General features: G+C 54.5%; 18 protein-coding genes and 1 pseudogene. 6 read left to right on the top strand and 13 right to left on the bottom strand.

The features are described from left to right. The first annotated feature begins 150 nt into the window (after positions 1-150). Positions 151-405 carry a DUF1652 domain-containing protein gene (locus D3M70_RS34350; protein ID WP_120128615.1) on the top strand — a complete coding sequence of 85 codons (255 nt, stop codon included), beginning with the start codon at positions 151-153 and terminating at the stop codon, positions 403-405. Positions 406-420: 15 nt separating this feature from the next. Here D3M70_RS34350 and D3M70_RS26260 read toward each other — a convergent pair whose 3' ends face one another. From D3M70_RS26260 to nhaA, 3 genes are all read right to left on the bottom strand, one after another. After that, positions 421-627, bottom strand: a complete 207-nt coding sequence (locus D3M70_RS26260; RefSeq protein WP_120128613.1) for a hypothetical protein — start codon at positions 625-627, stop codon at positions 421-423. 127 nt (positions 628-754) lie between these two features. Further along, positions 755-1,189 carry a GFA family protein gene (locus D3M70_RS26255; RefSeq protein WP_120128611.1) on the bottom strand — a complete coding sequence of 145 codons (435 nt, stop codon included), beginning with the start codon at positions 1,187-1,189 and terminating at the stop codon, positions 755-757. Positions 1,190-2,077: 888 nt separating this feature from the next. After that, positions 2,078-3,415: a Na+/H+ antiporter NhaA gene (nhaA, locus tag D3M70_RS26245; RefSeq protein ID WP_120128608.1), complete on the bottom strand. Its 1,338-nt coding sequence runs from the start codon at positions 3,413-3,415 to the stop codon at positions 2,078-2,080. Positions 3,416-3,601: 186 nt separating this feature from the next. On the opposite strand from nhaA, the gene D3M70_RS26240 reads away from it, so the two are divergent. Continuing rightward, positions 3,602-4,879 (top strand): DUF2254 domain-containing protein, encoded by a 1,278-nt coding sequence (locus D3M70_RS26240; RefSeq protein WP_120128606.1) that lies wholly within the window; start codon positions 3,602-3,604, stop codon positions 4,877-4,879. A 41-nt stretch (positions 4,880-4,920) separates the two neighbouring features. Here the strand turns inward: D3M70_RS26240 and D3M70_RS26235 are convergent, their stop codons facing one another. The 3 genes from D3M70_RS26235 to D3M70_RS26220 all read right to left on the bottom strand — a co-directional run bounded on the left by D3M70_RS26235 (position 4,921) and on the right by D3M70_RS26220 (position 7,501). After that, complete coding sequence (locus D3M70_RS26235; RefSeq protein WP_120128605.1) at positions 4,921-5,172, bottom strand: hypothetical protein; 252 nt, start codon at positions 5,170-5,172, stop codon at positions 4,921-4,923. Between the two features lie 655 nt (positions 5,173-5,827). Continuing rightward, entirely contained in the window at positions 5,828-6,157 is a 330-nt protein-coding gene (locus tag D3M70_RS26225; RefSeq protein WP_120128602.1) for a DHCW motif cupin fold protein, read from the bottom strand. A gap of 210 nt (positions 6,158-6,367) precedes the next feature. Next, entirely contained in the window at positions 6,368-7,501 is a 1,134-nt protein-coding gene (locus D3M70_RS26220) for a histidine kinase dimerization/phosphoacceptor domain -containing protein (RefSeq protein WP_120128600.1), read from the bottom strand. Between the two features lie 321 nt (positions 7,502-7,822). Between D3M70_RS26220 and D3M70_RS26215 the strand changes: the two genes are divergently transcribed. The 4 genes from D3M70_RS26215 (at position 7,823) to D3M70_RS26200 (ending at position 10,929) form a co-directional block, all read left to right on the top strand. Beyond that, positions 7,823-8,962: a glutathione-independent formaldehyde dehydrogenase gene (locus D3M70_RS26215; protein WP_120128599.1), complete on the top strand. Its 1,140-nt coding sequence runs from the start codon at positions 7,823-7,825 to the stop codon at positions 8,960-8,962. Positions 8,963-9,220: 258 nt separating this feature from the next. Next, the gene (locus D3M70_RS26210; protein WP_256659993.1) at positions 9,221-9,661 is read left to right on the top strand and encodes a hypothetical protein; all 441 of its coding nucleotides are present in this window, start codon (positions 9,221-9,223) and stop codon (positions 9,659-9,661) included. Positions 9,662-9,844: 183 nt separating this feature from the next. Then, positions 9,845-10,363 carry a hypothetical protein gene (locus tag D3M70_RS26205; protein ID WP_120128597.1) on the top strand — a complete coding sequence of 173 codons (519 nt, stop codon included), beginning with the start codon at positions 9,845-9,847 and terminating at the stop codon, positions 10,361-10,363. A gap of 158 nt (positions 10,364-10,521) precedes the next feature. Then, a complete protein-coding gene (locus D3M70_RS26200) occupies positions 10,522-10,929 on the top strand; it encodes a DUF2000 family protein (protein ID WP_120128596.1) in 408 nt (135 codons plus the stop codon). A 126-nt stretch (positions 10,930-11,055) separates the two neighbouring features. Here the strand turns inward: D3M70_RS26200 and D3M70_RS26195 are convergent, their stop codons facing one another. From D3M70_RS26195 to D3M70_RS26170, 7 genes and pseudogenes are all read right to left on the bottom strand, one after another. Next, a complete protein-coding gene (locus D3M70_RS26195; protein ID WP_120128594.1) occupies positions 11,056-12,285 on the bottom strand; it encodes an OprD family porin in 1,230 nt (409 codons plus the stop codon). Positions 12,286-12,366: 81 nt separating this feature from the next. Then, positions 12,367-13,621 (bottom strand): annotated as a pseudogene (locus tag D3M70_RS26190) (dicarboxylate/amino acid:cation symporter); the annotation flags it as partial. 58 nt (positions 13,622-13,679) lie between these two features. After that, on the bottom strand, positions 13,680-14,543 hold the full coding sequence (locus D3M70_RS26185) for an amidohydrolase (RefSeq protein ID WP_120128591.1): 864 nt from the start codon (positions 14,541-14,543) through the stop codon (positions 13,680-13,682). Between the two features lie 115 nt (positions 14,544-14,658). Continuing rightward, positions 14,659-15,279 (bottom strand): LysR substrate-binding domain-containing protein, encoded by a 621-nt coding sequence (locus D3M70_RS26180; RefSeq protein WP_256659999.1) that lies wholly within the window; start codon positions 15,277-15,279, stop codon positions 14,659-14,661. A gap of 36 nt (positions 15,280-15,315) precedes the next feature. Further along, the gene (locus D3M70_RS33720) at positions 15,316-15,543 is read right to left on the bottom strand and encodes a LysR family transcriptional regulator (RefSeq protein ID WP_256659992.1); all 228 of its coding nucleotides are present in this window, start codon (positions 15,541-15,543) and stop codon (positions 15,316-15,318) included. 24 nt (positions 15,544-15,567) lie between these two features. Next, positions 15,568-16,491, bottom strand: a complete 924-nt coding sequence (locus D3M70_RS26175) for an NAD(P)-dependent oxidoreductase (protein WP_120128590.1) — start codon at positions 16,489-16,491, stop codon at positions 15,568-15,570. Further along, positions 16,488-17,576 carry a 4-oxalomesaconate tautomerase gene (locus D3M70_RS26170; RefSeq protein ID WP_120128588.1) on the bottom strand — a complete coding sequence of 363 codons (1,089 nt, stop codon included), beginning with the start codon at positions 17,574-17,576 and terminating at the stop codon, positions 16,488-16,490. Before D3M70_RS26170 ends, D3M70_RS26175 begins: the two co-directional genes overlap by 4 nt.

The following is a 17,576-nucleotide window of genomic DNA, read 5'->3' as shown; positions in this document are numbered from 1 at the left end:
AGGCGTGAACGTGTTGCTGGTCACATTTGAATACCCTAATTCGCCAGTTTGTCTCTGACTCTCTGCTAAAACAAGGTGAGGCGCGTGCGTAAACCATTGAGCCACGTAGGCTCGCCGCATGCCCCAAAACAATAACAAGGAGTGTTTTCCATGGCTCTATCTGAGCTTGAGCTACGCCATATCATCGAGCGTAGCTTCTTGCCCCTTCAATGCAAATGCGTAATCGACTCGCGCGGCGAGCTTTCAGTCGAACTGCTCGACCAATCGACAGGCCGGAACCTGATTGCTGGTGGGATTCCCCGGTCTCATTTCGACTCGTGCCGTGGGATCGCCAATTTCGTTGCCGAAATGAAAGCGCAGTTGGCGACGCAAGGGGGGGGAGAGGCGGTTTCGCGTAGGGGGTGACCTTCCTATCAGCGATCAGCCACGTTCCTGATCGAGAATCTGGTGCAGCTCTGCCCAAGGCATTGATACAATATCGTCCTTGGCCTTGCAGTTCACTTCGTGGGTAAAAGACTCACCACTCTGAGTGATTGGCTGGCCACGCATACATCCGGTGCATACGACGACTCCTCCGACCAAAGCCCAGGCCGCTGACCAATGAATCATGCGTTGATTGCTGTCCATGCTGTCGCATCCTTTGCGTCGATGATCAGCTTCAGGCTAAGCCAGTCAGCCGGTTCTGTATACGCTCAAACAGATGAATTCGTGTGAGGGCATGGCTGGAAGCGAGGAAGCAAGGTGAAGTCGGCAGTCACCGATTGGACGGCACAAAACGCAAGACACCTACTACCTCGCTGCCGCCACGACTTACTCGGTCGGATGGGTGATTCACTCCATCGTTAACGGGAATCTCCTCAAAATCGAACGGGCTGACACCGTTCAGGCATGAGGCATTAATCCCGAGCTGGTGGGGATCGGATCGTCGCTGGTGGTGGGTGTAGATACCGCATCTGGAGCAAAAATAGTGCTTCGCGATGTGGGTGTTGAATTGGTAGAGACTTAAAGCTTCCTCGCCAGAGATGAGATCGAAGTCTCTTAGTGATGCCGTTACGACGACCGCTCCTCTCATGCGGCAATAGGAGCAATCACAGCGGCGAGCAGTCATCAGGCCCTCGGAGAGTCTCACCTGAAAGCGCACTGTCCCGCAGTGGCATGAGCCTTGAATTTCAGATGTCTCAGTGTTCATTTGATCTCCTTCTCAATTCACACAATGCAGGTCGTGGCAGTAGGATCGGTCGCCAAAATGAGCCTGGAGACCTGAAACATGTTCGAAGATATTGGAGCCATTCAGTTCCGTGATGGCCTTTGCGTTTTGTCCTCGCGGGACTAGGATCATGGTTCTGCCACGCGGAGAGGACACGATGCATCCAAAGCTACGGAAGGTTGCCGCCACATTTGGAGTGATCATAATCGGATCAGGGGCAGCGTATTCGGCCCAGTTTGTAACCAATGAGGTCAGGTATCTTTATTCCAGGTTCGAGCCTTCTGTCGAAGCGTTTTCAAATGATCAGTTTGCAGCATGGGCACCGGCGGATTCTGCATTGAACGTGTCAGGAGACCTTTCACCCGAGGCCATCCGAGAGGTCTTGAACACACGGGCGCCGTCCACAGTTATCGCTGGTTCGATTGCTTTGCAGTGATTCGTCATCTCCTTTCTGACCCATTCATGCATTGCCGGGCCGCGATTTTAAGAACACGGTGACCACTCGTCGGCATTTCGCTAATGAGAATGGTTTATAAAATGGATTTCACATTTTGTTCACTTTTATTCGACTAAGGTATCGCTACTCCTTTTGTATCCCTTTTAAGCCCGCCGCTCCTGCGGGCTTTTTTCTGTTTGCGATTCCGTCAAATCTGCGTTGAATCATGGGGGTTGGATCTGGGATCAAATTAGATATCTGGCACCAGAATGGAGTGGCGAGTCCTGTCTAGAAAGCCGACGACGAGGTGTAGACGATCAAAAACCTCTCGCCTGAGGCTATTCGCGAAGCCTTGCAGCAGGACAAGTGATTCGCCATGTGCCGCCCTGCTGCCGTTCTTCGCCACTCCTTGAAAGGCCTTGTACTAACAACAGTTAGAATTTCAGCTTCCCCCAGACCAATCCGATGACTGCCGCTATCGATGATGCCGCGAGCACGCTGAGCTTGGCAGACGACAGGAGTGCGGGATCGGTAAACGCCAGCGAGGCGATGAAAATGGACATGGTGAAGCCGATGCCCGCAAGAAGTCCCACCAGCGCAACCCCTTTCCAGGTCACGCCGTCCGGCAGTGAGCAGATGTTGAGCTTGACCAGCGCCAGGCTCGCCAGCATCACGCCCAGGGGTTTACCCAGCACCAGCGCGAGGACAACACCGGCAAAGACGCTTTGCGGAACAGCTTCGCTCAAGTTGGCGCCTTCAAAACTGACCCCGGCGTTCGCCAATGCAAACAGCGGCATGATTCCGTAAGCCACCCAGGGATGAAGTGCTGTCTGGATGCGCTGTACCGGCGGCAAAACCTCCCGTTGAGCATGACGCAGTTGTTTCAGGGGCTTGGCAACAGCCTCTGGGTCATCGCCCGCCTGGGAGAACCGATCCATCAGCTCATGAAACGTACGGCCTATGGTTTCGAGTGGGCGCTCGGTAGTGGGCTTGGAGGTTACCGGGGTCATCAGCCCTAGAATCACGCCCGCAAGGGTCGGGTGGACGCCGGTCTTCAGCAGTCCGAACCAGACCACTGCGCCGGGCAACAGGTAGGCGTAAGCCTTGCTGATCCCCATCCGTTGAAAGAGCAGCACCAGCACAAGCCCGCCTGCGGCGACCAGCAATCCCAGGTAATCTAGGCTGGCGGTGTAGAACACTGCAATGATCAGGATCGCGACAATGTCATCAATGATGGCCAACGCCAGCAGCAAGATACGTACCCCGTTAGGAATCGACTTGCCCAGCAGCGCAAGCACGCCAACGGCAAAGGCGATGTCGGTCGCCGTGGGAACCGCCCAGCCAGTACTGGCCTGCGTTCCATGATTGAGGAGCGAATAGATGATCGCTGGCATCAACACGCCGCCCAGTGCTGCCCCAAGCGGCAAGGTGGCAAGCTTCATGTTTGCCAGCGCGCCGTCTCTGATTTCCTGGCGGATTTCCGCGCCGACCACCAGAAAGAAGATCGTCATCAGCCCATCATTGACCAGAAAGTGCAGCGAGCGAGAGACCGAATAGTCACCCAGTCCGAGGGTGATCTGGGTATTCCAGAAATGTTCGTAAGATTCGGCAAAAGGGCTGTTGGCCCAGATCAGCGCGATTACCGCTGCGAGAAGTAGAGCAACGCCGCTGACGGCTTCGATGTGAGAAAACCGTTCCAGCGCTGACAGCGCACGTTCGGTCAAAATCTGGGGACGCGGAATAGCGGCGGGGGCCGTGGATTTATTAGGCACAGTGACTCTCCGCTGGCGGCCCGACCAGCGCTTGAGCTTTAACCTGCGCTGTGCCGTATGCAGCAGCGCACCCACCGCGATGATAGGGAGCGGGTTAGCAAGATGCAAACGGCCATCACGTAGGGCGGGGTGAAACTTCTGCTCCGGGAATCACTCAATCAGCCGTAGCCATTGAAGGTACTGCACATGATTGCCCGTTGGCGCTGGATTGCAAATCAACTCACCAAGCGGCTCTGGTTCAGAGCTTCTCTGTTCTCCATTTTGGGGGTTGCCACGGCATTGCTCGCCGTGTTCTTCAAAGACTTCATCCCGGAGTCATTGCCTGGACGCATCGGCGCGGACGCGGTGGACAAGATTCTTGGGATCATCGCGTCCAGCATGCTGGCTGTCACCACGTTCTCCTTGAGTACTATGGTCACCGCCTATGGCGCTGCAAGCAGCGGGGTTACGCCGCGTGCCACCACCCTGGTCATGGAAGACACCACGACACAGAACGCGCTGGCGACCTTCATCGGCTCGTTTCTCTTCAGTTTGGTCGGCATCATTGCGCTGAGTACAGGCGTGTACGGTACCCAAGGTCGTGTCTTGCTCTTCGCAGTGACGATAGCGGTAGTGGTTTTGATTGTGTACACGCTCCTGCGTTGGATCGACCATCTTTCCAAACTGGGGCGGGTAGGTGAAACCATCGACCGAGTTGAAAAGGCAGCGATTGCTGCCATCAGTCACCGTGGGCAGTGGCCGTACCTGGGAGGTTCGGCCTACCCAAATGACCTTGTGCTCCCAACCTCAGCCAGCGTGGTGGCGAGCAACCAGACAGGCTATGTCCAGCACATCGACGTGCAGGCACTGGGTCGCATCGCTAAAGAGAGCCAGATACAGATTTACCTGGAAGTCCTTCCGGGAAGTTTTGTTCATCTGGGAATGGCCCTCGCCCAAGTGGTGGCGACTGGCGACAGCCACACTGATGAACACGAACTCAAGAAGAGGATTATGGCCACCCTGACCATTGGTGTCAGGCGAACCTTTGAACACGACCCTCGTTTCGGGCTTTCCGTGCTCTCAGAGATTGCGTCCCGGGCCTTGTCCCTGGCAGTGAATGATCCAGGTACAGCCATTGATGTCATTGGCCGTGGCGTTAGAACGCTGACGTGCTGGGGCCAGCCCCATGTGCTTGCTGTTCAAACCAGCCCGGACTGTCGGTGTGTCTATTTGCGTGGCCTGACGGTTGATGACCTGTTCGACGATTTCTTCGCCCCAATCAGCCGGGACGGCGTGGGGCTACTTGAAGTTGACCTTCGCCTGATCAAGTCGCTCATCAGCCTGGCCGAGATTAATCCGGCGCTCTTTGAGCAAGCGTGCAAGCGGCACGCGAAGCTTCTGATCATGCGTGCAAATATCTCACTCACGCTGGAGCAGGAAAAGGATCAGCTTACCTCCCTTGCTAGGAAGTATTCGTTTGACTAGGGCCGAAAGAGCGGCACGCTTCCCGCAGGAGTACTACAGAGTCAATGCGTGCTCAGCTTCACGATCATCCCCGTCCCTGCTTCCTTGGCATGCCGACGCACTTTGTCTTCGGCCTCCTGAATCCCCTTGGCTAAATCAATGAGCACCATGGCTTCGTGATCTTGTCCGGCTTCTGCCAAGCGCACCGCCACTGATAACAGCGAAGTAGAAGAGCTTTTCAAGGTGACAGCGACCTCACGCATGCTCCGAATGAGTTCTGCGGTTGGTGCGTTCGTGTGGCCGAGTTTGTTCACAAGCTCGAGTCCCCTCACAGATGGTGGTTATTCGACCGAGCAGCATATACCACAAAGATTGAGTCCCTGGCTGGTTAGCATAGGTCTGGTGGAACTCGCGGGAGTCAGCGGGTAATGAGGTATGACGGAGGAAGCTGAAGGAAAGGAATAATTTGTTCTAGCAACGTATGAGCGGGAGGTTGGCGCGATTTAAAATCTGCCACCTACCCGCGAGGATTTCTTCCCTAAAATTCGTACGCTATTTGTGGTGGAACCACAGGGCATGCTCCGTCCCTCACGCCATCAATGTCGACTGCAGGGCCAAGCAGTTGGTAGTACCGGGTATGGAACTCAGATTCGGTGATCCTACCCTGGATTTGCGCCTGCAACGCCATGCTCAGATGCCACTCCCGCACATTGTGCAGGCTTTCCAATTGTCTCTTTGACCTCGTGTTCATTGTGTTCGGCCTTCCTGTCCGAATGATCAGATTGCGAAGTCAATTCTTCGGGAGGGCGATACCGTCAGCAATATACAAACGAAGGGTTCTATTACGGGTGGGCTGTCGTTTGGCGGGAAATACCGATTCAGGCTGCAGAAACCGATCAACAGTACGCTGACTTCGGCTGCTATGGCTCTCATCTGGGGCGGGGAGGCGGCTATGGATACTCCATTCAGTCAGTCCACGATGAACAGTTTGGCGCCGGTGGTGGTAGAGGAGCGATGGGCTTCTGCGTTGTCGCCGACTTGGTAGCTCATTCCGGCGCTCAATGTGAACGTCCGGGCATCCTCCAACTCAGTTTCCAGTTGGCCCTCAAGGCAGAAGAGGATATGGCCCTTGCTGCACCAATGGTCAGCTAGATAACCAGGACTGTACTCGACTAGGCGAACTCGAATTTTGCCAAATTGGCGAGTGCGCCAGTAGGCTGTGCCTGATTCGCCAGGGTGCATGGTTGTCTCTACAGTCGACCAGGCAGTTGTGCCAAAGGGGATGCACGTCAGTTCCATCACAGTCTCGTTCGGTGGGAGAGTGTGAACCGTATAGGTTGAGTGGAGGGTCAGGTAGTCACAGACTCCTCCAATTTCCTCCATACAGTGGCTTAATGGGGCCTCAGCTTTTACCAAAAAATCCTTTAGCTTTTGGTTTTCACCCTCAGCAGCACACGACGCAACTGATCCGATTTGGGATAGAAGTCAACTCAATCTGAAGAAAGAGTGTCAGTCGCCAGTGCGGGCCGGAACGCTTAGCTCGACGACACACTTCACGCCGGGCTGATTATCAGAAAAGGTAAATTCTGCATCTAGCTGACGACAGAGGGTGGCGATAATTTTCATGCCTAAGGATTTTGTTTTGCGATGGTCAAAGCCTTTCGGCAATCCCTGGCCAGCATCCTCCACGGTCAGCGTTAACTTGGCATGCTCAAGCTTCAAACCCACTTTTACAGTACCTTGAGATTCAGAGGGGTACGCGTACTTGAGGGCGTTGGTGAGCAATTCATTTACCACCAATGCGAGAGGGATGGCGCTGTCCATCGAGAGATTGACCGAGTCTAGATCAAGCTCAAACAGGGCTTCGTGGGGCGCAGTTGCCTGTATGCCAGCGATGACCTGAGACAGGTATGAAGATGCCTCCACAGCTCCGACTTCATCCGATTGATATAGCCTCTCGTGTACCGTCGAGATGCTCATGATCCTTCTGGATGTGTCCATCAGCGCGGCGCGCGCATCATGGTCAGACAGCTGTCGCACTTGAAGCTGGATCAACCCAACGATTAGCTGAAGATTGTTTTTCGTGCGGTGATTGACCTCTTTGAGCAGCAACTCCTTTTGCTCAAGAAGCTTGGTTTTCTGTTGGAGCGAGCGCCTTAGTTCCATCTGCGCCATGACTTGGTTCGCGAGCGTCTTGAGTGCTGTTTGTTGGCGGGCGGTCAGAATGCGTGGCGAGCGATCCAGAATACACAACGTTCCAATGCCATGACCTTCTGGGGTTTCAAGGAGGCAGCCGGCATAGAACCGAAGACCCGAATCACCCGTCACTAACGGATTGGCACACATGCGTGGATCATCGCGCAGGTCTGAAATGATCGTAATGCCTGGCTGCAATAGGACATGTCGGCATATGGACACGTCCAGAGGTGTTTCCCTGATGCCCAACCCGACTTCCGCTTTGAACCACTGACGATGATCCTCAATCAGATTGACCACTGAAATCGGGGCGTCGCAGATTTGGGCCGCCAACTCCACCAGTTCGTCGAAGTCGGACTCGCGCGGAATATCCAGAATTCCGTAACTGCGCAACGCAGAGAGACGTTCTAGGGAGCCAGCGGGATCAGTGTAGGACGGCATAAGCATGTGCAGAGTCTCAAATGAGGTGCCGGAGGCGTCCTAAATCATGGCTTTCGTGTCGGCGGGCCGGGCGCTTGTTAGGGCTGAAACAGCTCAGCCTACCTGATTCATCTGTTGCTATAACCCTCTAAATCGCTTGGAGTCCCTTTTATGGCGTTCAACTGTCTAAGTTCGTCACGAGCTGCAAATTCAAGGGCCGCCACGCGGGCGACGGCATCACCACTCGTCTGGTCATAGCTCGATTTGTTGAACATACCTTCGTAGAACTAGACAGATATCTCGTAAGCAGACGAAACCACCTCATCGTCGCTTGAACGGGAGAGTCTAATGAAAGCCATCGTTTACAACGGGCCACGCGACGTCAGCGTGCAAAATGTCCCAGACGCCAAGATCGAAAAACCTACCGACGCCGTAGTGCGCATCACCACTACCAATATCTGTGGCTCTGACCTGCACATGTACGAGGGCCGCACCTCGATGGAGACTGGACGTGTTTTCGGTCACGAGAACCTCGGGGAAGTCATCGAAGTCGGCGCTGGCGTAGATCGCATCAAGGTAGGTGATCGCGTCTGTTTGCCATTCAATATTGGCTGCGGTTTCTGCGAGAACTGTGAAAAAGGTCTGACCGGTTTCTGCCTCACGGCCAACCCCGGCAGTGCTGGAGCTGCATACGGGTTTGCGGATATGGGCCCATACCAGGGTGGTCAAGCTGAACTGCTGCGTGTGCCATATGCGGATTTCAATTGCCTAGTGCTGCCAGAGGATGCACAAGAGAAAGAAAACGACTACGTCATGCTGTCAGACATATTCCCCACCGGATGGCATGCCACTGAACTGGCTGGCCTGATGCCAGGAGAAAGCATCGCCATTTACGGCGCAGGGCCAGTGGGCCTAATGGCAGCTCATGCCGCGATGATCAAAGGCGCCTCGCAGGTGTTCGTGGTCGACAACCATCCGGATCGACTGAAATTGGCCGCGCAGATGGGTGCCACGCCAATCAACTCCCTGGAGAAAGAGGCGGTTGATCAGATCCTCAACCTGACTCACGGCAAAGGCACTGATCGAGGTTGCGAGTGTGTGGGGTACCAGTGCTGTGACAAACACGGCCATGAGGCCAATCACCTGACGATGAACAACCTGGTAGCTTCCACCAAGGCCACGGGTGGCATCGGCGTCGTCGGGGTGTTTGTTCCTCAGGATCCGGGCGCGAAAAATGAACTGGCGAAGGAAGGCAAAATGGCCTTCGATTTCGGCGCGTTCTGGTTCAAGGGCCAGCAGATACGCACCGGGCAAGCCAACGTCAAAGCCTATAACCGTAGGCTTGCGGAATTGATCCATCACGACCGAGCCAAACCGTCGCAGATAATCTCCCACAGCCTGAAATTGGCAGAAGGGCCTGATGCGTACAAGCATTTCGACGCGCGTGACGAAGGTTGGACGAAGGTTATTTTGAAGCCGGCAGCCTGATCGGACGGCTGCATGAGTTTGACGCCCTGACGGTATCGCAGGGCGTCGGCCTAAAGACCGGCCTACTCGCGCCTGCCCTATTGCCGCAGTGTAATTACCGATCACATACAACCTGTCGTACGCCAGAATATCCTGCTTGAACGAGCCCGTTCTGCCGACAGTCATTCTCTTGAACCTGCACAACATGAGAGCGCGAAGCGTCGGCAGGTAAGGTGTGCCTATTCCGTAATGTGCTCTTTGGCCTGGTGGATCGATACGATGAGCAGCAACGAAGCTGAGCATCCGAAAACATGCTGTGCTCAGAGCGAACCGAATATCGACCAACCAAGGGATCGAATGAACGCCGTGGACTCAAACCGATTGAAAATCTGGCAAGCGCTGTCCGAGTTTTTTTTGGACACAGAGGTCGAACAGGCGGCTTTTAATCATGTGGCCAAGACGATAGAGGAGAGCGGTTACACGCTGACCGAGGTTCACAGCATCCTCTGGTTCGAGGTATTTCCAGTTCTCCAGGGGAATCTTAAATCTGTGGCGGGCGAGTGGGCCGGTTGGCCAGATGAATGGCTACTCAAGTACATCTCTGTACGAGAGCTTGCTCCCGCCAAACCAGCTAGAGGTTGGGTCGGAGATGAAATCAACAGGTGCTGGGAGGAAGTCTTGCGCAGGTTAAAGTCAGCCGGCCCAGTAGGTAGGCGATAAAAAAGCTGCCGGAGCGGTTCGTTGTTATCCATCCAACATCCTGGTCAGCAGTAGGAGCATTGGCAGATCAATCATTGATCCTCGGGCCGGAACTTCGTCACGTCATGCAGCATCAGATGGCCGTTCAGCCGTCTCCCGAGTCCAACGGGATGAGGGGCGCGTCAATAAATCAGGGAGCGATTGATGTACAAGATTCAGAAGTTCGGCGGGTGTGTCTTGCTGTCAGGAGCCTTGCTGTTGAGTGGTTGCAACTCAATTCTCTACGGGAAGCAGTACGCCGTTCCGCAGCCTAGTGAGCCCTCAGCGACCGTGCGTATGAAATACGACCGCGACGCCAGACTGGACGCCATGACATTCAACGACAAGGGTTGCTACGCGGGTTACACCACGCTGCCTGCCAATGGTGATTACGTGGAATCTCCGGTTGCCGCGGGCAAGGAGCTGATCCTGGCCTATCGGAGCGAAGTCGGAGGTATGCAATGCCAGGTTCCGTTCTCTTTCACGCCTGAGCAGGGTGCTACCTATACGGTGGTCAATGGCTCATGGAGCGAACCACGGAAAGGCTATCTATCTGTTATCAGCCCAGACCAGCATTTTTGCGGCGTGAACGTAGTCAAAAAAATTGGCGATCAGGAACGCGTTGAGTCTGTTCAGCAACTGCGGATCGAGACTGGATTTGCCTGTCTCAAGTTCGTGAAATAGAGCTGATGTGGTGCTGCCAGTTTGGTCGGGATCACAGCTCGAGCTCTTTGTGCATCAACACCGTTTACCTCTCATAACACCAACTGATCCTGCACGAACGTTACAGACTGCATCAACTGCCGACTCCATCATCGCCATACAGCTTTGAGGAGTACTCCATGTTTGACACCAAAATCGCTTTCATCGTCCGCAACGACCTCGCCACTTGGCAGAGGGTGAACGTCGTTGCGTTCCTCGCTACCGGCGTAGCTTCCGCAGCGCCCGAGATACTCGGCAAGCCCTATGTGAATGCCCACGGCCACGAGTACGGCAATATGTCGATCCAACCCATGCTCGTGTTCGAAGCAGGTCTTGAGGGCTTGCAGAAGGCCCACCGGACGGGATTGGAGCGAGAGCTCACGATGTTGCCCTACGTGCACGCAATGTTCTCGACCGGCCATGATGAAGCTAACAGAGAGGTGTTCCTGCAGGAGGATCCTGAAGACCTTCAGTTGGTAGGCTTGGTGTTGAGGGGGCCCAAGAAGTCGGTCGATAAAGCGATCAAGGGATTGTCGCTGCATCCGTGACGGGTAGAGGGTAGTTGGCGTCGGATAAGCGCCACCCCAGATGACGCGACGATGCGCAAGGTGTCCGCCCGGAGGAGTCCGGCTCAATACTGAGCCCTAAGGCTCAGTATTGCCGAAGGCCTCGCGTTAGAACGAGGTGAAAAGGTAGCTCGCGATCAAGCGGGTCTCGTCGATGTCGCGCAGATCATCGCTGCGGAATGTTGCATTACGCAGCCTTAGAGAAAATCCTTTTAGCTTCCCTTGAAACGCATAGTTCACTTCTACGTCACGCTCCCATTCTTTGTCGGCACCGACCTTCTTCAATCCGTCTCCATGAATGTAGGCGGTGAAGAAGCTGAGTCCGGGAACTCCTAGCGCAGCAAAATCATAGCCGTAACGAAGCTGCCAGCTACGCTCGCCTGCGCTCCCGAAGTCGTGATACTGCACATAGTTGGGAAGGTAAGGGTTGTTGACGTAGGCAAAGCCGGTCGATCCCTGCATGACCTGGTACGTCGCCATCACGCTGTGGCCATTATTCATTGAGTAGTTGAACGAGGCCGCATAGGCTCGGTTATCGACATCACCAGCTTTGGCGGCTCCGATGTCGCTGCTGGCAAAAGCACGCAGATCCGTCGTGAGGTTGCCGTTCCCTAACGGCATGCTGTGAACCAAGCCCACATACTGTTGACGATATACGTCATCCAGCTCGCCATAGAAATAACTGGCGCTCAACTTAGGCGTGATTTTATAAGTGGCTCCCCCGAGTCGGTAAAAGTCACCGATCCCAGTCGCACGATAGCGGCCATCTTTCACAGCGATGGTGATGTCCTTCAAGTCCGTAGAATCGGGGGTAATGGTCTGGTCGAACTGCGCGAGGTTGATTGTCAATCGATCAATATCTGTCGAGCTGACTTGGAACCCCTGGAATGTCTGCGGCGTCAATCTACTATTGTTGTACTGGAGAACAGGGTATTTCGGTAGTGACATACCGTACCGAACAGTTGTATCGAATACCTTGGCTTTGACGCCGTACCCAGCCTTTGAATACTCATCTACTGCTTCGCCAGATGCGCGTTTTGGAAGCAGTCCACTACCTGATCGATCTGGGCTAGAGTCCAGTTTGTACCCTGCAAAGATCAACGCGTCTGCCCCGAAGCCAACTGGGCCTGATGTGTAACCAGACTCATAATTGAGCAAAAAGCCTTGGGCCCACTCTTCGCGTTTAGATACGCCTGTACCTTGGCGAAAATCACCGTTGTAATAAAAGTTTCGGGCTTCAAGGCGGATTTTACTGTCCTCTATAAAGCCCTCCGAGAACGCGCTGTTAGCGATGAGCGTAAGAGGGATGATGATGACATTTGAGAGGGAGCGATTCATTTTTATTATTTTCCTGACGCAGAGTGTCGCTGCTCGGCGCTAGGCCGAACAGGACATACTTTTATTATTTAGGTTGAAGCTTTAGTGTTTGACGCTGAGTTCTTTAGCGAGCTTGTCGCGATCCAGCTCTTTTTCCCAAGCTGAAACGACCAGGGCAGCTACCCCATTACCAACAAGATTGGTCATTGCCAATCCAGTCCCCATGAAACGGTGAATGCCGAGGATTAGCACCATGCCTGCCACAGGAACAAGAGGTACCACCATCAGCGTACTGGTCAGCATTACAAAGGCGGCGCCGGAGATGCCGCTGGCACCTTTGGACGTCAGCATTGCGACCACCACGAGCGTCAGCTGTTGGGTGAGTGACAGCTCGATATTCAGAGCTTGCGCGATGAACAGAACGGCCATGGTCAGGTAGATATTGGTACCGTCCAGGTTGAACGAGTACCCGGTCGGAATCACCAAGCCTACTACCGGTTTCGAGCAGCCCAATCGCTCCATCTTCTCCATGATTTGCGGAAGTACAACTTCAGACGAACTGGTACCCAGTACCACCAACAGTTCTTCTTTGATGTAAGCCACGAACCGGAGGATGTTGAAGCCGCAAAGCTTAGCCACAGCGCCAAGCACAACAATCACGAATAGCGCGCAGAGGATGTAGAAGCTGCCCACCAGTTTCATGAGTGGCAGCAGAGCTGCGACGCCATAGGTGCCTACCGTGAAGGCAATCGCACCAAACGCGCCGACTGCGGACAGCTTGGCAATGATATGAACGATCCGAAAGAAAACCCCCGAGAGACCTTCAATCATGTCGTAGACCGGCTTGCCCTTGTCGCCCATTGACGAGAGTGCGCATCCGAAGAGGATGGAGACCAAGAGGATGCAAAGCACATTGCCTTCAGCAAAAGCTTGGGCGAATGTTGAGGGGATGATTCCCATCAGAAACTCGACCATGTGCATGTGTTGGGCCTTTTCCGCGAAGCCCGTGACCGCTGATGCATCCAGCGAATTCACATCCACATTGAACCCACCTCCCGGATTGAAGAGATGGCCTCCAATCAGGCCGATGAGGAGAGAGACTGTAGAGATGACCTCGAAATAGAGAAGTGCTTTACCACCGACACGGCCTACTTTCTTCAAATCGCGCATCCCTGCGATGCCGGTTACCACTGTGCAGAAAACGACTGGGCCGATGATCATCTTGATCAGCTTGATGAAGGCATCGCCCAAGGGTTTTAGGTCAGCGGCGAATGTCGGCCAGAAGTGACCGACCAAGACGCCAGCGATGATTCCGAGCAGAACCTGGAAGTACATCGCTTTGTAGAAGGGCGGTTTGNGTTCATGGCTATTCTCACTGAAATCTTATTGTTGGAAGAATGGTCGAGCGTTGTTGCTTAGCGTCCGTACAGCTTCAGGGGATTCTCTACCAACAGCTTCTGGCGCTTCTCTGGATCCGTACAGAATCTGAACATCAGATCCACCAATCCGCCGTCGTTTGGCATGTCCTTAGAAATGTTTGGATGTGGCCAGTCAGTACCCCACAGAACTCTGTCCGGAGCGATCTCAATAAGCCGCTCTGCGAAAGGTATCGCATCCTCGAATGGTCGACGACCTGCCGATACACGTTCTGCACCGCAGACCTTCACCCAGGCCAATGGGTTTTCCATCAGCTGTTGCAGCGCGTGGAATGGTTTCTGGTCGATGCCATCCTGGGCTTTGACTCGGCCCATGTGATCGATGATGAAAGGTACGGGGATCCGCGCAAGCCGGTCTGCGTAGGTGAGGATGTCTTGTGCGTCGAGGTGCAAAACCACGTGCCATCCCAGATCTGCAAGACGATCTACAGTACTGTCAAAAACATCTAGATCGGGGGCTCCGCCCAAGTGAGCAACGAAGTTGAACCGAACCCCACGAACACCGCCGGCATCAAGGGCTGCAAGTTGGTGATCAGATTCGGAGCCATTGACGATGGCTACACCCCGATAGCGCCCCTCGCTGCGAGCGATGGTGTCGAGCATGGCGCGATTGTCGGTACCGTGACAGCTGGCCTGGACGATTACGCCACGGCTGAAACCGAGGTGATCGTGCAAAGACCGCAGAGCTTCGAACGGTGCATCTGGAGGCGTATAGCTGCGGTCTTCTGCGTAGGGAAAAACCGAGGCGGGCCCAAACACATGGCAATGTGCGTCCCACGCGCCTTCTGGCAGCTTTTGCAGAGGAATGGTGGGGTGTGGATCTGGAGCGAGGCAGGATTTCATCTCGTATCCTATTAGTCGTTGTTAGTGGAATCGATATCCCGATGGTGGGCGTCTTCCGGCCTATCAACAACTCGACCCGAGTTCTAGCAGTTATGCTGTTTTTGCATGCGTCAGGCTAAGGTATGCAAATCTCACGCATGAGTGCCATCGTTTGTTCCGCGAGACGAGAGAGAGGTCTCTGCTCGAATGTGGCTACGAATAGATGGGTCTGAATTGTGGGATCGACAATCTGTGCGGCTTTGAGACCTTCCAATTGGCCGTTGCTGTTGACCAGCGCGGAACGAAACAACACTCCATAGCCCATGTCGAGATCAATCAGCTCCAGAAGGGACGGGATGCTGTCTACTTCCAGAGATATGTCGAGTTGAACCTCGTGGCGTGTCGCTTCAGTCTCGATCAAGCGCCGAATTGAATGAGGCTCACTCGGAGTGATGAGCGGAAACTTGCCCAAATCCTTCATCGGAACTGTGGCAGGGAGATCGGAATGCTGGCTCCCGATGAGCATCAATGGCTCAGAATGGAGGTGTTCATATTGCAGCTGCGCATTTTGACCAGGATTGAAAAGCAGCGCGAAATCAAGTCGGCCCAAGAGCAGCCACTCGCGCACCGAGTGAGTAAGGCCTTCTTTGATGCCTAAGATGCAATTCGGGAAACGCTTGCGAAATGCCGTTACCAACGCCACGGTATGGCGCCGGGAAATGCTGGGAGGAAGGCCAATGACGACTTTGCCGGACAGGGTATCGCGTTGTTCTCGTAGGTCTTCCCGCGCTACCTAAACCTGTCTGAGAATGCCCTTACCGTGTTCGAAGAGTCGCTGGCCGGAACCGGTTAGTAATACCCCACGTCCATTACGCATCAGTAGATGCTCCTGGAGTTCAACCTCAAGCTGGCGAACCTGCCGACTGACGACAGACTGCGAGATGTTCAGGACAGCTGCGGCTTTGGTGAAACTGCCAAATTCCGCCACCCGTACAAAGCATTCCAGTTGCTTGAGATCCATGGGGCTCAACTCAAAGACCTTATCTTACCCTTTTTTCAGGGCTTCACTTTGCTTGGCGGCTGAGCTGCCATAGAGGATGTCGACCAATACACTCCAACTGAAGGGTTCCAGCGTCGAATATTCGATGTCCGCTTCAGCCATTGAGTCTATAAGCCCTCGTTGTGAGCTCACTATCGCCCGACTCATGTAACCGGCAACACCGACATCGCTAACTGTCTTTGCTACCTCTTTCATCTCCTCTGATCGGCGTAGCCCGTGCTCTGCCACGCGACTGATCAGATAGTGCGGGAGATCACTGTTCCATCCCATGCTTGGAAAGCTTTTGTGCAGCGACGTGAGAACTTCATCCTCCGCATCGTACTGCCGAGCAGCACTCAAGCATTCCGTCGTGAGGGCCTCTAAGCCTTTGATCATGATGCTTCGACACATCTTGATCGCTGAAGCCACGCCAATGGTGTTGGCGACCACGCGGGTGTTCATGCCAAGAGCGTTCAGTTGAGAGCAGACCTCATCGGAACGCGTGCCGCCAAGCAGTATGGGTGTGAGCAGTCGTTGCGGAGGAACGGGCGCCATGACGGCGGCGTCAATGTAATCAATTCCGTACTGGGCCATGACGGCTTCTGCTACCCGCTTGGTTGCAGGTGCAACGGAGTTGATATCTATGAACAACTGCCCCTTCAGCATCAGTGGAGCCGCATCCTGTGCGACCCTCAGGGCACTGTCGGCGGTCACGGCAGAAATCACCCACTCGCCGCGCGATAGGGCAAGGGCAGCGCTATCGCAGACGGTCACGCCGCAACGTCGCCCTTTTTCGAGCAGGGCTGGTCGTTTTTTCGGGTCGTCGTGCAATCGATCATAGGTGAAAACTTCTACGCCAGCGGCAGCAAGGTCTTGCCCTAGGATGCCACCAGCTTCACCGAAGCCGATCAAGGTAACGGTTTTGATCATTTTGTAGTTACCGATGGCCAGATTGAGGCAGGGATTAGCACATGTCCGTCAAAGAGCAATCGAGCCGTACGCACTAGGCCACAGCCTGCGATCTTGTCTTCTCGCATGCGAAGCTCAACGGAGAATTCTCCAGTTGGATGTTCCACGGATATTCGTAAGTGATCACCGGGCTCGACCCGAGCGACACCTGAAGCAACCGTGCCCTCAAGGCGACAGGCTGTCGCGACACTGACCGCGCCGAATACACCGATGGATGTATGGCAGCGGTGGGGAATGAATGTGCGGCTGCAGATCGCGCCGCCATCACGCGCAGCCGCGATCAAAGACATCTTGGGTACGGTTCGGCTGCTAACGTCACCCAGATTCATCAGCTTCCCGGCTTGTAGTCTGATGGACTCAAGCTTCGATTTAAGCTCGGTATCGGCATCGAGCTCCTCAGGGCTTTCGTATCCTGTGCGGCCCAGATCGGCTGCTCTTATCAGGACTACGGGCATGCCGTTATCAATGCATGTCACCTCAACACCATCGACATGGTCGACTGCGTTGCCTGTGGGAAGTAGAGCCCCACAGCTGGAGCCAGCGATGTCCTGGAATTCGACAATCAAAGGAGCACTGGTACCCGGAACACCATCGATTCTGGCCTCTCCGTCATACTCAACTCGACCGTCAACCGTCTGGACATGAGCGATTGCGGTCTGGCCCGTGTTGGCCATGAAGATGCGCACGGGTGTGATCGAATCATGTGCTTTTATCAAGCCCCGCTCGATGGCGAACGGGCCTACACCTGCCAGGATATTTCCGCAGTTTTGGCCGTAATCTACCTTGGCTTCTTCAACTGAAACCTGGGCGAACAAGTAGTCCACATCAGCGTTGGGACGATTTGAAGGGCTGATGATCGCAACCTTGCTAGTGAGCGAGTTAGCGCCACCAATGCCATCAATCTGGCGTGGATCGGGGGAGCCCATGGCAGCAAGTAATACCTGATCTCGCGCCTCGCCTTCAGGAGGCAGCTCATTCGCCAAGAAGAATGCGCCTTTAGAGGTGCCGCCGCGAATCAACAGACAAGGAATTCGAGTCTGGCTCAT

It is taken from the genome of Pseudomonas sp. LS-2, from assembly GCF_003605735.1.
Classification (GTDB): Bacteria; Pseudomonadota; Gammaproteobacteria; order Pseudomonadales; family Pseudomonadaceae; genus Aquipseudomonas.
The sequence above is the reverse complement of the archived record's forward strand: the minus strand, read 5'-3'. Positions and strand labels throughout refer to the sequence as shown.